Origin of the sequence: Streptomyces sp. Ncost-T10-10d (assembly GCF_900091955.1) — a bacterium.
Taxonomy (GTDB): domain Bacteria; phylum Actinomycetota; class Actinomycetes; order Streptomycetales; family Streptomycetaceae; genus Streptomyces.
Window position 1 is genome coordinate 1 of the sequence record NZ_FMDF01000217.1, and the last position, 14,635, is coordinate 14,635.

14 protein-coding genes and 2 pseudogenes are annotated in these 14,635 nt (G+C 70.1%); 9 read left to right on the top strand and 7 right to left on the bottom strand.

The genetic code is table 11. The features are described from left to right. The 3 genes from GA0115254_RS37235 to mshA all read right to left on the bottom strand — a co-directional run. Positions 1-208: hypothetical protein (locus GA0115254_RS37235; RefSeq protein WP_141720981.1), on the bottom strand; the 208-nt coding region annotated here is incomplete at its 3' end. 92 nt (positions 209-300) lie between these two features. Continuing rightward, positions 301-819, bottom strand: coding sequence for a type III secretion system chaperone family protein (locus tag GA0115254_RS37240; protein WP_093899679.1), 519 nt, complete (start codon positions 817-819; stop codon positions 301-303). Beyond that, on the bottom strand, positions 812-2,164 hold the full coding sequence (gene mshA, locus GA0115254_RS37245; protein WP_093899680.1) for a D-inositol-3-phosphate glycosyltransferase: 1,353 nt from the start codon (positions 2,162-2,164) through the stop codon (positions 812-814). Before mshA ends, GA0115254_RS37240 begins: the two co-directional genes overlap by 8 nt. Positions 2,165-2,389: 225 nt before the next feature. Here mshA and GA0115254_RS37250 point away from each other — a divergent pair, with 225 nt between their 5' ends. The 3 genes from GA0115254_RS37250 to GA0115254_RS37260 all read left to right on the top strand — a co-directional run bounded on the left by GA0115254_RS37250 (position 2,390) and on the right by GA0115254_RS37260 (position 6,204). Further along, on the top strand, positions 2,390-3,178 hold the full coding sequence (locus GA0115254_RS37250; RefSeq protein ID WP_093899681.1) for a class I SAM-dependent methyltransferase: 789 nt from the start codon (positions 2,390-2,392) through the stop codon (positions 3,176-3,178). A 245-nt stretch (positions 3,179-3,423) separates the two neighbouring features. Beyond that, positions 3,424-4,512: a C40 family peptidase gene (locus GA0115254_RS37255; RefSeq protein ID WP_093899682.1), complete on the top strand. Its 1,089-nt coding sequence runs from the start codon at positions 3,424-3,426 to the stop codon at positions 4,510-4,512. A 330-nt stretch (positions 4,513-4,842) separates the two neighbouring features. Then, positions 4,843-6,204 carry a PP2C family protein-serine/threonine phosphatase gene (locus GA0115254_RS37260; RefSeq protein ID WP_093899683.1) on the top strand — a complete coding sequence of 454 codons (1,362 nt, stop codon included), beginning with the start codon at positions 4,843-4,845 and terminating at the stop codon, positions 6,202-6,204. Here GA0115254_RS37260 and GA0115254_RS37265 read toward each other — a convergent pair. The 4 genes from GA0115254_RS37265 to GA0115254_RS37280 all read right to left on the bottom strand — a co-directional run bounded on the left by GA0115254_RS37265 (position 6,186) and on the right by GA0115254_RS37280 (position 9,238). Further along, positions 6,186-6,521, bottom strand: a complete 336-nt coding sequence (locus tag GA0115254_RS37265) for a DUF2516 family protein (protein WP_093899684.1) — start codon at positions 6,519-6,521, stop codon at positions 6,186-6,188. The genes GA0115254_RS37260 and GA0115254_RS37265 overlap by 19 nt on opposite strands. A 122-nt stretch (positions 6,522-6,643) precedes the next feature. After that, a complete protein-coding gene (locus GA0115254_RS37270; RefSeq protein ID WP_093899685.1) occupies positions 6,644-7,276 on the bottom strand; it encodes a hypothetical protein in 633 nt (210 codons plus the stop codon). A gap of 27 nt (positions 7,277-7,303) precedes the next feature. Then, positions 7,304-7,807: a helix-turn-helix domain-containing protein gene (locus GA0115254_RS37275; protein ID WP_093899686.1), complete on the bottom strand. Its 504-nt coding sequence runs from the start codon at positions 7,805-7,807 to the stop codon at positions 7,304-7,306. 360 nt (positions 7,808-8,167) lie between these two features. Next, positions 8,168-9,238, bottom strand: a complete 1,071-nt coding sequence (locus GA0115254_RS37280; protein ID WP_256102970.1) for an FAD-dependent oxidoreductase — start codon at positions 9,236-9,238, stop codon at positions 8,168-8,170. Here GA0115254_RS37280 and GA0115254_RS37285 point away from each other — a divergent pair. The 6 genes and pseudogenes from GA0115254_RS37285 (at position 9,122) to GA0115254_RS37315 (ending at position 14,414) form a co-directional block, all read left to right on the top strand. After that, positions 9,122-9,388 (top strand): TetR/AcrR family transcriptional regulator C-terminal domain-containing protein, encoded by a 267-nt coding sequence (locus GA0115254_RS37285; RefSeq protein WP_256102971.1) that lies wholly within the window; start codon positions 9,122-9,124, stop codon positions 9,386-9,388. The genes GA0115254_RS37280 and GA0115254_RS37285 overlap by 117 nt on opposite strands. Before the next feature lie 193 nt (positions 9,389-9,581). Continuing rightward, positions 9,582-9,749: pseudogene (locus GA0115254_RS37290) on the top strand (transposase); the annotation flags it as partial. A 104-nt stretch (positions 9,750-9,853) separates the two neighbouring features. After that, complete coding sequence (locus GA0115254_RS37295; RefSeq protein ID WP_093899687.1) at positions 9,854-10,516, top strand: class I SAM-dependent methyltransferase; 663 nt, start codon at positions 9,854-9,856, stop codon at positions 10,514-10,516. Between the two features lie 509 nt (positions 10,517-11,025). Further along, complete coding sequence (locus tag GA0115254_RS37305; RefSeq protein WP_093899688.1) at positions 11,026-11,382, top strand: VOC family protein; 357 nt, start codon at positions 11,026-11,028, stop codon at positions 11,380-11,382. Beyond that, the gene (locus tag GA0115254_RS37310; RefSeq protein WP_093899689.1) at positions 11,379-11,873 is read left to right on the top strand and encodes a pyridoxamine 5'-phosphate oxidase family protein; all 495 of its coding nucleotides are present in this window, start codon (positions 11,379-11,381) and stop codon (positions 11,871-11,873) included. Before GA0115254_RS37305 ends, GA0115254_RS37310 begins: the two co-directional genes overlap by 4 nt. 151 nt (positions 11,874-12,024) lie before the next feature. Beyond that, positions 12,025-14,414, top strand: a pseudogene (locus GA0115254_RS37315) (ATP-binding cassette domain-containing protein). Positions 14,415-14,635: the final 221 nt, after the last annotated feature.

A 14,635-nucleotide genomic window follows, 5' to 3' on the forward strand; every position in this document is an offset into this window, starting at 1 on the left:
GGCTCGTGGCGGATGCCGTACCGCTGCCGATGAGGCCGGTGGCCGCCGCTGCGGCGACGGCCACAGCGCTGCCGAGCAGTCCACGTCTGCCGATGTTCCCCATGGTCGCCATGAATCCGAGCCGCCTTTCATGCATGTGAACGACGTTCATGTCTGCGTCGGCGGCGAGCATGCCACGGAGCCCCGGCACGGCGAAAGGGTCGTGCACCGGGGAATCTTCAGGGGAGGCCGGTCAGCTGGACCGGTCGATCGGGCCTCGGACCGGTTCCCGGTCCAGTCGGTCGAGACTCGACCCAGAGGTCAGCCGGCGGGGCGTTGGGTCAGATGTGTGAACGCGTCCAGGTTTCGTGTGGACTCGCCGCGCGACACCCGCCACTCGTACTCCTTGCGGATCGCGCTCGCGAAGCCCAGCTCCAGCAAGGTGTTGAACGAGCCGTCGGCCGCTTCGAGGACCGTGCCGAGCAGCCGGTCCAGCTCCTGTGGGGTGACCACGGAAAGCGGCAGCTTGCCGACCAGATAGATGTCGCCGAGCTGGTCGATCGCGTAACTCACGCCGAAGAGGCGGAGGTTGCGCTCCAGCAGCCAGCGATGCACCGCCGCGTCGTTCTCGTCCGGGTGACGGACGACGAAGGCGTTGAGAGAGAGCGAGTGCTTGCCGACGCGCAACGAGCAGGTGGTGGACAGCTTCCGCGTGCCGGGCAGCTTGACGACATAGCTGCCGGGTTCGGGGCTCTCCCATTCGAGCTCGGCGTCCCTCAGGGTCGCCTCGATGACCTGCGCGACCTGCGTCGTCACCGCTTCCTCGGGTACGTCAGCCATGGTGCGAGCGTACGCGACGGCGATGTTCGTACATCGCGGCCGTGTACACGTCGGCGGTCGCGGACGCGGCCGTGTCCCAGCCGAAACCCCGGGCGTGCGCGGCAGCCGCCGCACCCATCCGGGCGACCAGCTCCGGCGCCTCGGCGAACCGCCCCAGCGCCTGCGCGTACGCCTGCGGGTCGTGCCCGGGTATCAGGAAGCCGCTGACCCCGTCCCGTACCGCCACCGGAAGACCGCCCACCGCCGCCGCGACGACCGGGGTGCCCGCCGCCTGGGCCTCGATGGCGACCAGGCCGAAGGACTCGCTGTACGAGGGCATGACCAGTACGGACGCGGCCCGGAACCAGTCGGCGAGCTGGTCCTGCCCGACCGGCGGCTGGAACCGTACGACATCGGCGATGCCCAGCCGCGCCGCCAGCTTCTGCAGCCCCTCCGGCCTGGCGAGTCCGCTGCCGCTCGGGCCGCCGACGACGGGGACGACCGTCCGGCGACGCAGCGAGGGGTCGCGGTCCAGCAGGACGGCGACGGCCCGCAGCAGCACGTCCGGGGCCTTCAGCGGCTGGATGCGTCCCGCAAACAGCGGAATCAGGGCGTCCTTCGGCAGTCCGAGGCGCGCCCGGGCCGCGGCGCGCCCGTCGGCGGGGCGGAAGCGGTCGAGGTTCACCCCCGGGTGTACGACGGCGACGGACCCGGGATCGGCCTCGTAGAAGCGGATGAGCTCGTCCGCTTCCTCGGCGGTGTTCGCGATCAGCCGGTCGGCCGCGCTGACGATCTGGGTCTCGCCGATCACGCGGGCGGCGGGCTCGGGGGTGTCGCCCTCCGCGAGCGCCGCGTTCTTGACCTTCGCCATGGTGTGCATGGCGTGGACGAGCGGGACGCCCCAGCGCTGGGCGGCGAGCCAGCCGACATGACCGGAGAGCCAGTAGTGGGAGTGCACCAGGTCGTAGTAGCCGGGGCGCTGGCCGGCCCATGCCTGCATGACGCCGTGCGTGAAGGCACAGAGCTGGGCGGGCAGCTCCTCCTTGGCCAGACCCTCGTACGGCCCCGCGTCGACATGCCGGACCAGGACACCGGGCGCCAGCTCCACTGTCGGGGGCAGCCCGCCGGTGGTGGACCGGGTGAAGATCTCGACCTCGATGTTGATCGCGGCGAGACGCCTGGCCAGCTCCACGATGTAGACGTTCATGCCGCCCGCGTCACCCGTGCCCGGCTGGTGCAGGGGCGAGGTGTGCACGGAGAGCATCGCGATGCGACGAGGTTTGCGGTGGCCGCCGGGGAAAGCGGCGGGGAACCTGAGGCGCGGCGCGACACGGCTGCTGCCGAGCCGGGAGACGTACTGACTCACGTCGTCCGGTCCTCCTCACTCAGGGCACGACACCGAAGGGACCAGAGCCCCTTCGGGGGCTGCAACAGCGGAATCTCTCCTTTCATTTCCGCTTTACCAAATCATTGCAGTGCAGGGGTCGCATGCCGGATCGGGGGCCGGGCACTCCGACCCGCTCACCGGACCGGACCGGGGCCGGGCACCCGCGCCGCCTCCCGCCCCCGTGGGATCGTTACGCTCGCTGTCATGCGCCCCATCGGCACCGCGACCCGCGGGACCACCAACCCGAACCGGCTCCGCCGCATGGACCGCTGGATCGCCGCCACCCACGGCCCGGCCCTGCGCCGCGCCGACAACCCCGTCGCCGTCGACCTCGGATACGGCGCCGCCCCCTGGACCGCCGTCGAGTTGCTGCAGCGCCTGCGTACCGCCGAGCCGCGCACGACGGTGGTCGGCATCGAGATCGACCCGGAACGGGTCGCGGCGGCGAAACCGTACGAACGCGAGGGCCTCACCTTTCTGCACGGCGGCTTCGAGATCCCGCTCCCCGAGCGCCCCGACCTCATCCGGGCGGCGAATGTGCTGCGTCAGTACGACGAGGGCGAGGTCGCCGCGGTCTGGCAGCGGCTGTGCGCGCGCCTCGCGCCGGGCGGGCTGCTGGTGGAGGGCACCTGCGACGAGATCGGGCGCCGGCACGTATGGGTGGCGCTCGGCCCGGAGGGCCCGCGCACGGTGACGTTCGCGACCCGACTCGCCTCCCTGGACCGCCCCTCCGACCTCGCGGAACGCCTCCCCAAGGCACTGATCCACCGCAACGTGCCGGGCGAACCGGTCCATGCGTTCCTGCGGGACTTCGACCGGGCGTGGGCCGCGGCAGCCCCGTACGCGTCACTGGGTGCCCGGCAGCGCTGGATCACTGCGGTGCGGGCACTGTCGGGCGACTGGCCGCTGGTGGACGGGGTACGGCGGTGGCGCCAGGGCGAAGTCACGGTGAAGTGGACCGCCCTCCAGCCCGACCGACCGCCCAGCACGTAGTCAACGACCCGGCGCGCCCGCGTCCGGGGACGCGGACGCGGACGGGAACGCGGACGCGGACGGGAACGCGGACAAGGCATCGTTCGTCAGGACAATGGGGAGCGATTCCCGGGACAGCGATCGACCTGTGTGACCGTCAGGACAGCAGCTGTGTGCCTCTGTTGCTTTTCGGTACGGCATGGCACGATCTCGTCATCGGCAAAAAGTTACTGACGGTAAATCAGATTCATTCGGAGGGGGCTCCCGTGAACCGACGTCATATTGCCGCAGCCGCGATCACTCTGGTCTGTGCGCTGACCGTACTCACCGCGCCGGTTCAGGCTTTCGCCGCGCCCGCACCCCCCTCCCCCTCAGCGACGCAGCCCGACACCCGGTCCGCTTCCGGGTCGAAGACGCCGAAGAAGAACCTCGAAGAGGTACGCGAGGAGATCGACGCCCTCTACCGCAAGGCCGGGGCGGCCACCGACGCGTACAACCTCGCCGAGGAGCAGGCCAAGAAGCAGTCCGGCGAGATCGTGAAGCTGGCCAGGGCCATCGTCGAGGGCCGGTCGAAGATCGCCGAGCTCAAGAACCAGGCGGGCGCCCAGGCCCGCGAGCAGTACCGCACCGGCGGACTGCCGCCCGGCGCCCAGCTGATGCTCAGCGACGACCCGCAACTGTTCCTCGACGGGGTGAACCGGGTCAGGGAGGGCCAGCAGGCCGCCCAGGGCGTCCTCGGCGAACTGACCAGGACCCAGCAGGACCTGGAGACATACACCCAGGACGCGAGCACCAACTGGGAGAAGCTCGAAGCCGGCCGCCTCAAGCAGGCCGAGGCCAAGAAGAAGATCAACGCACAGATCGCCGCGGCGAAGAAGCTGGAAGACCAGCTGGAGAAGAAGGAGCGGGCCCGCCTGCTCAAGCTGGAGCAGGCGGCCGAGTACAAGCTGCAGACGGCCTGGCTCAGTTCCGGCGCCCTGAAGGACATCAACCGCGAGGCGAGTGCGAGCGGCAAGAAGGCGGTGGCCTTCGCGACCGAGCAGATCGGCAAGCCGTACGTCTGGGGGGCCGAGGGCCCCCGTTCGTACGACTGCTCGGGGCTGACGTCACAGGCCTGGGCGGCGGCGGGCCGGCCGATCCCGCGCACCTCGCAGGAGCAGTGGCGGCTGCTGCCCCACATCGCCATCGAGGACATGCGCCCCGGCGACCTGATCATTTACCACGGCGACGCCAGCCACGTGGGCATGTACGTCGGCGACGGCGCCATCATCCACGCCCCCCGCCCCGGCCGGAACGTCACACTGGCGGGCGCGGGCTCGATGCAGATCCTCGGCGTGGTCCGCCCGGACAAGTAGGGGGAGCTTCCCGGACGGGCAGCTCGGGCCCGTCCGGCGATCGAGGACGGAGCGCCCGCCGGGGACGCCCCACGGCACCCCGGCGGGAGTGACCCGCACCACCCGCCCCCCACCATCCCGCGTGACCTTTGTCATGCCCCGGCACCCGCCCCACCCCCGCGCATCTCGCCGGATCCGTGACCTGACGCGGCTTATGGCGGTGCATATGACAGCGGGCAATCGCGGAACGCCATTCCGTTCCCCCACCACGGACCGCTATGGTCCCCGTCTGGCGGATCGTCGATCGTCGTTCCGCCGCGCCCTCGGGGGGAGGGAAGGAAACCCGAACCGATGCCCGTACCCGTACCGCAGCAGCGCGCCGCTTCCGCTGCGGAGACCTCCCACGGCGCCGACCTGACCCTCCTGGTGATCGAGGACGACCCGGCGGGCACCTTCACCGTCCCCGAGCTCCCGGCCACAGCCGGCACGCGGGTCCGTGTCCGCACCGCCCGCAACCTGACCGAGGCGGGCCGGCTCCTCACGGACGACGTGGACTGCATCCTGCTGGACCTGGCCCTGCCGACCGGCAGCGAGGCCCGCTCCGCCGCCGAAGGGGCCGACGAGCTCGCCACCCTCAAGCACGTCCTGCGGATCGCCCCGCGCCACGCCGTCCTCGCCCTCACGGCGGAGGACGACGCCGAGCTGGCCGCCGAGGCGGTACGGGTCGGCGCCCAGGACTACCTCTTCCGCGGCGAGCTCGACGGACGGCTGCTCAGCCGCGCCATCCGTTACGCCGTCGAACGCAAGCGCGCCGACGTCGCCCAGCATCAGCTCACCGAGTCCCGGCTGCGCGCCCAGGAGAACGCCCGCCTCGAACGCGGCCTGCTCCCCACCCCGCTGCTCGAAGGCTCCGATCTGCGCTTCGCGGCCCGCTACCGCCCCGGCCGCAGCCGCGCACTGCTCGGCGGAGACTTCTACGACACGGTCCGTACGCCCGACGGCACCGTCCACGTGATGATCGGAGACGTCTGCGGGCACGGCCCGGACGAAGCGGCGCTCGGCGTCGAACTGCGCATCGCATGGCGGGCGCTGACGCTGGCCGGGCTCTGCGGCGACGAACTGCTCTCCACGCTCCAGCAGGTCCTGGAGCACGAGCGGGAGAGCGAGGAGATCTTCGCGACGCTCTGCACCGTCGACATCACCCCCGACGGCCGGCGCGCCGGCCTCTGCCTGGCGGGCCACCCCGCCCCGCTGATCACCCGGCACGGACAGGCCGCGCACCTTCTCCCGTACGAGGACGGCGGCCCGGCTCTGGGCCTGCTGCCACGTGCCCGCTGGCCTCGCCGTCAGGTGGATCTCGGCGGCTCCTGGAGCCTGCTGATGTACACGGACGGGCTGATCGAGGGACGCGTGGGGCCGGACAGCACTCAGCGGCTCGGCCAGGACGGCATGGTCGCGATGATCAACCGCCAGCTGGCCCAGGGGCTCACCGGCGAGGATCTCCTGGAGGCCGCGGTCACCCAGGTGCGGGAGCTGAACGGCGGCGAACTGACCGACGACGTCGCGGTCCTGCTGCTCGACCGCGACCAGGAGCACATCCGCCGACGGGGCCTGAACGCCCATCGGGGCCGGAGCATCCCGCGCCCCCGCCCCGAACCGGCAGCACTCACGGCCCCGGCAAACCCTGCGAGCGCTCAGCGCCCGCCGTTGTAGGGCCCGTACGGCCCGTCGCTGCTGGAGCCACCGCGCCGGCCGCCACCACCCGAGACCGCCCTCAGCGCGGGCCGTACGTCCACCAGGAAGACGATGGACGCGACCGCGCCCGCAAGCTGCAGGAACAGCATCGGCACGAAGAGATTCACGGCGACGGTGATACCGAGGATGATCAGCCAGAAGGACTTCTTCTGCTTGTCCGCGGCCCGGTAGGCGTCCTCACGGGCCGTCGCGGCCAGGAACAGTGCGACCACGGCCAGGACGAGCATGACCATGTAGAGCAGCCAGACGAGTGTGCTGAATCCTGTGAGCAACATGGTGTGCACCGCCTAATAAGTGGATGAGCGCCTCGCGGCCAAGGTACCGGGACAACGCGCCGGGCACCCCGAAAGGTGCCCACCCCGCGCCCCGGTACACACTCCGGCTGTGAGCCGAGGCCCTACTTCGCGGTCGGCGGAGTGGTCTTCTTCGCGGCGGGCTTGCGCGCGGGCGCCTTCTTGGCGGGCGCGGCCGGGGCCTTGCTCTCCGGCTTGACGGTCCTCGGGGCGGGCGACGCCTTCGCCGGCCCCGGCTTGGCGGCAGGCTCCGTCTTCGCGGTGCCCGTCGGCTTGGACTCCTTGCGCGGCTCCACGACGACGGCGATCTCGACGATCTCGTCGGCCGTCTCACCACGCCAGGTCTTCACGGTCTGCTCGCCGCGCTCGGCGACCTTCTCGTACGTCTCCCGGGCCCGCACCGCGTACTCCGCGGCCACGCCCAGACTGCGCATCGCCAGGTCCTGGGCGCTCTCGCCCAGCTTCCGCAGATCGCTGTCGAACGACCCGATCACCTCGGTGACCTTGGCCTGCACGGTGGCCTGCGCCTCCTTGGCCTGCGAGGTCACCTTCTCCTGCACGGCCTTGGGGTCGGTGTTGCGCACGGCCTCGATACGCTCCGGCGCCTCGGCACGCAGCTGCTCGATCAGCGCCGGGACCTTGCGCGCCTGCTCGACGGCGATATCGGCCGTACCGGCGGCGAAGTAGAGGGGGGTCGGGTCGGTGAGGGTCTTGCGCAGGTCATCGGTGATGGCCATGACTGTGGTCCTCCCGGATCATCAGACTCAGTGTGAGGGTTTTGAAGGCTTTGAAGCTGTGTCGGCATCGCTGCCGCCGGCCGTGCGGGGGCCATCGGCACCGGGGCGGCCGTCCGCACCGGCCCCCGATCCGGACTCGCCGCCGGTCTCCGATCCGGCTTCGGCGCCGGATCCCGGTCCGGGCTCGAACCCGTTCTCCTTGCGGAAGGATTCGTAGATCTGCAGCAGAACATTCTTCTGCCGCTCGTTCATGGACGGATCGGCCAGGATCACCGCCCGTGTCTCCAGCTCCTCCCGCTCCCGCTCATCCAGGATCCCGGCCCGTACGTAAAGGGTCTCGGCGGAGATCCGCAGCGCCTTGGCGACCTGCTGCAACACCTCGGCGCTCGGCTTGCGCAGCCCGCGCTCGATCTGGCTGAGGTAGGGATTGGACACCCCGGCGGCATCGGCGAGCTGCCGCAACGACAGCTGCGCATTGCGCCGCTGCTCGCGCAGGTACTCACCGAGATTGCCGACGTTGAGTGATGCCATACGTCGATGGTGCGCCACCCTTGCTAACTTTTGCAAGCATCTGCTTGCAAAAGTGCGCCACACCACTCGCATGGCCCTCTGCGCCCGATCACGACAGGTGTCCGTTCCCTGTCCATCTGCGGTTTCCCGCCGAGTCTGCAGTGTGAAGTGCACGGGTCCCGGGCGACCTGCGCAGCGAGCTGCCCTACCGACCCGCGAGGATCGGGCCGGATTTTCGCGGTAGCGGGCTCAGAGCTGCGTTCGGTGCAGGCGTCCGCGCATTCGTCTGACAGTGGTTTCGCCGGAAGGGACCGCGGCGGTGCCGTACTGTCCCGTGAAGCCGTGGCGAGCTGTTGGTGCTGGTGCTCTCGCACTTGGCAGTCAGGATGGCTGGACCTGGTCGAAGAGAGCGAGGGCTTCGGCGGGGTCCGGGCTCACGAGGCGTTCCAAACCGGCCGTCGTGATCTTCGCCCACCTGCCGGCCCGTGCCCACATCTGTTCCTCGAAGGCGCGGACGACCTCGTCCAGATCTCCAGGAGGGGTGGCAATGGACTCGGCGAGTTCGGCTCCTTCCAGCATGGCGAGGTTCGCGCCCGCCCCCAATGGGGGCATCAGGTGGGCGGCGTCGCCCAGTAGCGTCACCCCGGGGACGTGGGGCCAGGTGTGGGACACGGGCAGGACGTAGAGGGGGCGGTGGACGAAAGCGGTGCCGTGGCGGAGGAGTTCGAGGACGGGAGCGGCCCAGCCGTCGAACAGGGCCAGCAGGCTCGATCGCACCGCCTCGACGTCGGCCGGGTCCAGGTTCGTGTGCCAGTCCAGCGGCGCGCGGAACTGGGCGTACACCTTGATGTGGCCGCCGCTGTTGCGCTGGGCGACGAGCGCGCGGTTCACGCCGTACACGGCCACGGAACCGTCGCCGATCAACCGGGCGAGGTCGGGGTGGCGGGTGTCGACGTCGTCGAGGGAGGTCTCGACCGATGTGACGCCGGTGTAGTGCGGCGTCACCGACGAGACTGCCGGGCGGACCCGGGACCATGCGCCGTCCGCGCCGACCACGAGGTCGAACGTCTCCTGTCGCCCGTCCGCGAAATGGACCAGTACGCCATCCCCGGTCCCCGGCACCACCTGCGTCACGTTCCGGCCCCACTGGACGTCGAGAGGGCCGAGCAGCAGGTCACGGAGTTGCCCGCGGTCGATCTCGGGATTGGCCCGGTCATCCGGGCTGGGTTGCCAGTCGCGCAGGACGGTCCCGTCCGTGTCCAGGATGCGCATGGCCTGCCCCTCGGGGCGAGACAACGCCTGGAACTCCGTCAGCAGCCCCGCCTTATGCGCGCCGTGGAGACTGTCAGCGCCTACTTCATTGGCGCGATCAGGCGCGAGATCGCGAACCTGCGGGCCGAGCGCGCCACGGGCCTGTCCAAGCACGACTGGCAGCGCGCCCACGGCCCGCATGTGACGAGAATGCTGGCCACCGGCCGCTTCCCGGCGCTGGCCAAGGCTGTGTACGACGGCACGGACGTGGACGCCGAGACATCCTTCGCAACCGGTCTGGACTGGGTCCTCGACGCCGTGGCCGCCAAACTCACCCGGCCGTCGGCGTGACGCTCAGCTCTTTCAGAAGGTGAGCGAGGAGATCGCGCCGGACTGTGTAGTCACCCGAACGAGGGGTTTGGTCCCGTTCAAGCTGCCCAGTCCTGCAGGTCTGCAAAGTGGCATGCGTGCGGCTGGGTGTGCTGGAGGGGGCGAAGCCGTCACAAGTAGACGGCTTCGAGGTCGGCTGGCGGCACGACCAGGGTTCCCTGGGTTGTATTGGTCGTCGACGACCGGTGGGCACGTGGGGTTCGAGTCCTGGCTGGAGCGGGATCACGCAATGCTGCTCGACTTCACGCCGCAGGTGATGGGGCTGCTGTCGCAGCCGTTGTGGCTGTTCTGGGAGGACGAGCTGGGCCGTACGGGTGCGCCGTGTCCGACCGACGCACTCTCTCCACGTCCGCGCCTGGCTGAAACCGCTGTCGCTGCCGATATCGAGCGACGAGAAAGGGACTACCCGGGCTACGGTCATCGGCCATGACCGAAGCGACCTACCTGCACTCCACACAAACGGCCTACGACACCGTCGCCGTGGACTACGAGAAACTCGTCCGCAACGAACTCGACGCCAAACCGCTGGACCGCGCCATGCTCGCCGCGTTCTCCGGACTCGTGCAGGCACCGGGCATCGGACCGGTCGCCGACCTCGGCTGCGGCCCCGGCCGCATCACGGTCCACCTCCACTCACTCGGAGTGGACGCGTTCGGCATCGACCTCTCACCAGAGATGATCGCGGTCGCCCGTCGGACGCACCCGGGTCTTCGGTTCGACGAAGGATCGATGACCGCGCTGGACCTGGAGGACGACGTTCTCGGCGGCATAGTCGCCTGGTACTCAACCGTCCACACCCCACCAGAGCTGCTGCCGACCGTGTTCGCGGAGTGTCACCGGGTGCTGGCCCCCGGCGGCCACATGCTCCTGGCATTCAAGGCCGGGGACCAGCGTCGGCACCTGGACCGGGCATACGGCCACGAGCTCTCGCTCGACGTCTACTGGATGTCTCCTGATCGCGTCGCCGACCTGATGGGCAAGGCCGGCCTCGTCATGGACGCCCGGTTGATCCGCGAACCCGACGAGAGCGAGAAGCCCCGGCAAGGCCGACAGGCCTTCTTCCTTGCCCACAAGCCCAAGGAATCATGACGAGACACCTCGGGTCTGAGGGCTGCTCTGCCTCACCTTCAGCGGGGCAGGGCATCCACCGAGGGGTGCACCGAGGTCCGTACCGCGGTCGGCTGCTCGTCGCCGGGCACCTTCAGCAGTCGCTTCACCGCGCCGGCCGGTGTGCCGCCGGCGTCCGTCTACGGCACACGACGCGCGCGACGGCGGGGGTCCCGTCGTGTGTCGCGGAACAGGTGACCAGACCGATCAGGATTCGAGAAGCGCCGGCCCCCGAGCCGCGGCTAGCGTGACTGCCATGGACATCGCCCTTCACGCGGGCTTCCTCCCGCACGACGATCCGGACGCATCCCCGGCTCTCTGCCGCAACCGCCCGGAGGCGGTCCCGGTGGGCCCTTCCTCTCTTGCGGGCTGGGCTCGGTCAAGGCGAACGGCGAGATCCACAACCGAAGCGACCGGGCTGCCGAACACAGCACTTCCCGTTCGTCTTTGAGCCAGACAATCCCGACGGACCCACGACTTCAGGAGTGACCATGGCCAGCTCTTCCACCCAGGGGATCAAGACCGTGCTGCATCCCGTTTCCGACCTGGCGAGGGCCAAGAAGGTGTACACAGCCCTGCTCGGCGTAGCGCCGCAGGCCGACGAGTCCTACTACGTCGGCTTCGAGGCCGCGGGCCAGCACATCGGGCTGGTACCGGGCGGTGGACAGCAGGGCATGACCTCACCGGTGGCCTACTGGCACGTGCCGGACATCGAGGCGAAGCTGGCCGAGGTGACCGCCGCGGGTGCCACCGTGAAGGAGCCCGCACACGACGTCGGTGGCGGCCGTCTGGTGGCGACCGTCACCGACCCCGACGGCAACGTCCTCGGGCTGCTTCAGGACCGATGACTGCCGACAACCCCCGCTCCCGCGCCCGGCGTCGTCGCGACACCGAGCACCGGCTCACCCACGACATCGATATCTGGGTGGCCAGTGCCTCGGCGGACGGTGCGCCGTACCTGGTACCGCTGTCCTTCGACCGGGACGGCGAGTCGCTGCTCATGGCCACGCCGGCGGACAGCCCGACCGGCAGGAACCTGGCCGCCACCCGGACCGCCCGGCTGGGGCTGGGCGACACCCGCGACGTGTCCATGATCGAGGGCGAGGTCGAGGTCCTCGAGATCGACGCGCTGCCGGCAGCAGCGGGTGACCGGTTCGCCGCGCGCACCGGCTTCGACCCTTCCCCAAGCTCTCAACTTCGTTCGAGCAGGGGAGACCCCATCGCTCCGGCCACCCCGTACCGCTGGTTCCGCATCTCCCCGCGGCGCGTCCATGCCTGGCGCGAGGTGAACGAGCTGGCCGACCGCGAGCTGATGCGCGACGGCCGCTGGCTGGTCTGACGCCTCGGCGGGCACACCGCGTGGCCGGGGCCCCGAGGCTCCAGGGGCCGAAGCGAAGAACAACCACACGTACGCTCGAAGCTGGTCAGATCGAGCCAGGCGACGCCGGCGGAGGCCGCGAAGGCGGCCCCGCCCGACAGAGGGAGACACGATGAGCATGGCCACGAGGACGGACACGCAGTCGCCTGCGCCGCACGCTGCCGACAGCCACGATCTGATCCGCGTGCACGGCGCGCGCGAGAACAACCTCAAGGACGTCAGCATCGAGATCCCGAAGCGCCGGCTGACGGTGTTCACCGGCGTCTCCGGTTCGGGCAAGAGCTCGCTGGTGTTCGACACGATCGCCGCGGAGTCGCAGCGGATGATCAACGAGACCTACAGCGCCTTCGTGCAGGGCTTCATGCCGACGTTGGCGCGGCCCGAGGTCGACGTACTCGACGGGCTGACGACCGCGATCATCGTCGACCAGCAGCGGATGGGTGCCGACCCCCGGTCCACGGTCGGCACCGCCACCGACGCCAACGCGATGCTCCGCATCCTCTTCAGCCGGCTCGGGACGCCGCACATCGGCCCGCCCAGCGCGTATGCCTTCAACGTCCCCTCGGTCCGGGCGAGCGGTGCCATCACCGTCGAGCGCGGTGCCAAGAAGGCGGTGAAGGCGACCTTCAACCGCACCGGCGGCATGTGTACGCGCTGCGAGGGCCGGGGCACCGTCTCCGACATCGACCTCACCCAGCTCTACGACGACTCCAAGTCGCTCGCCGAAGGCGCGTTCACCATCCCCGGCTGGAAGTCGGACAGCTTCTGGACCGTGCGGGTCTACGCCGAGTCGGGCCTCCTCGACCCGGACAAGCCGATCCGCAAGTTCACCGAGAAGGAGATGCAGGACTTCCTCCACCGGGAGCCGACCAAGGTGAAGGTCGAGGGCGTGAACCTCACCTACGAGGGGCTGATCCCCAAGATCCAGAAGTCGTTCCTGTCCAAGGACAAGGAGGCCATGCAGCCGCACATCCGGGCGTTCGTGGAGCGTGCGGTCACGTTCACCACCTGCCCCGAGTGCGAGGGCACCCGGCTCAGCGAGGGGGCCCGGTCGTCGAAGATCAAGCGGATCAGCATCGCCGACGCCTGCGCGATGCAGATCAGCGACCTGGCCGAATGGGTCCGCGGCCTCAAGGAACCTTCGGTGGCGCCGCTGCTCGCCGCGCTCCGGCACACCCTGGATTCGTTCGTGGAGATCGGGCTCGGCTACCTCTCGCTCGAACGGCCGGCGGGCACGCTGTCGGGTGGCGAGGCGCAGCGCGTCAAGATGATCCGGCACCTCGGCTCCTCGCTCACCGATGTCACCTACGTCTTCGACGAGCCGACGATCGGGCTGCACCCCCATGACATCCAGCGGATGAACAACCTGCTGCTGCGGCTGCGGGACAAGGGCAACACGGTGCTCGTCGTGGAGCACAAGCCGGAGGCGATCGCGATCGCCGACCACGTGGTCGACCTCGGCCCCGGCGCCGGTACGGGGGCGGCGCCGTCTGCTTCGAGGGCACCCTCGAGGGGCTGCGGGCCAGCGGCACCGTCACCGGCCGCCATCTCGACGACCGGGCCACTGTCAAGGAGACGGTGCGCAAGCCCACCGGCACCCTGGAGATCCGCGGCGCGACAGCGAACAACCTGCAGAACGTCGACGTCGACATCCCGCTCGGGGCGCTGGTCGTCGTCACCGGCGTCGCCGGCTCCGGCAAGAGCTCGCTCGTGCACGGATCGATCCCCGCGGGCGAGGGTGTGGTCTCGATCGACCAGGGCGCGATCCGCGGCTCGCGACGGAGCAATCCGGCAACATACACCGGACTGCTCGACCCGATCCGCAAGGCGTTCGCGAAGGCCAACGGCGTGAAGCCGGCGCTGTTCAGCGCCAACTCCGAGGGCGCCTGCCCCACCTGCAACGGCGTCGGCGTCATCTTCACCGACCTGGCGATGATGGCCGGTGTCTCCAGCCCCTGCGAGGAGTGCGAGGGGAAGCGGTTCCAGGCATCGGTGCTCGAATACCACCTCGCCGGTCGCGACATCAGCGAGGTGCTCGCGATGTCGGTGACCGAGGCCGAGGAGTTCTTCGGCGCCGGCGAGGCGCACACGCCGGCCGCGCACAAGATCCTCGACCGGCTCGCCGACGTCGGGCTCGGCTACCTCACCCTCGGCCAGCCGCTCACCACGCTGTCCGGCGGCGAGCGGCAGCGGCTCAAGCTGGCCACGCACATGGCCGAGAAGGGCGGCGTCTACGTCCTCGACGAGCCGACCACGGGCCTCCACCTCGCCGACGTCGAGCACCTGCTCGGCCTGCTCGACCGGCTCGTCGACTCGGGCAAGTCGGTCATCGTCATCGAGCACCACCAGGCGGTCATGGCGCACGCCGACTGGATCGTCGACCTCGGCCCCGGAGCCGGCCACGACGGCGGCCGGATCGTCTTCGAGGGCACACCCGCCGACCTCGTCGCCGCCCGCTCGACCCTCACCGGCGAGCACCTCGCGGCCTACGTCGGCAGCTGACCAAGGCTCTCTTCATCAGCCGAGTGGGACGATTTCTCTCATCTGTTTCGACTCGTCCCACTCGGCTGATGGCGAGACGTGTCCGTGCAGGACGAGCAGGACCGGCCGCCCTGGGGGACCCGAGGGCTCAGGCGGGCCCCTTCTGGCCGGCTCGGCTCTCGCTGCCGGAGGCGGCTGTACCGCTCCCCTGTGGATCACCGCGCTGCTGGGACTCGTGGGCC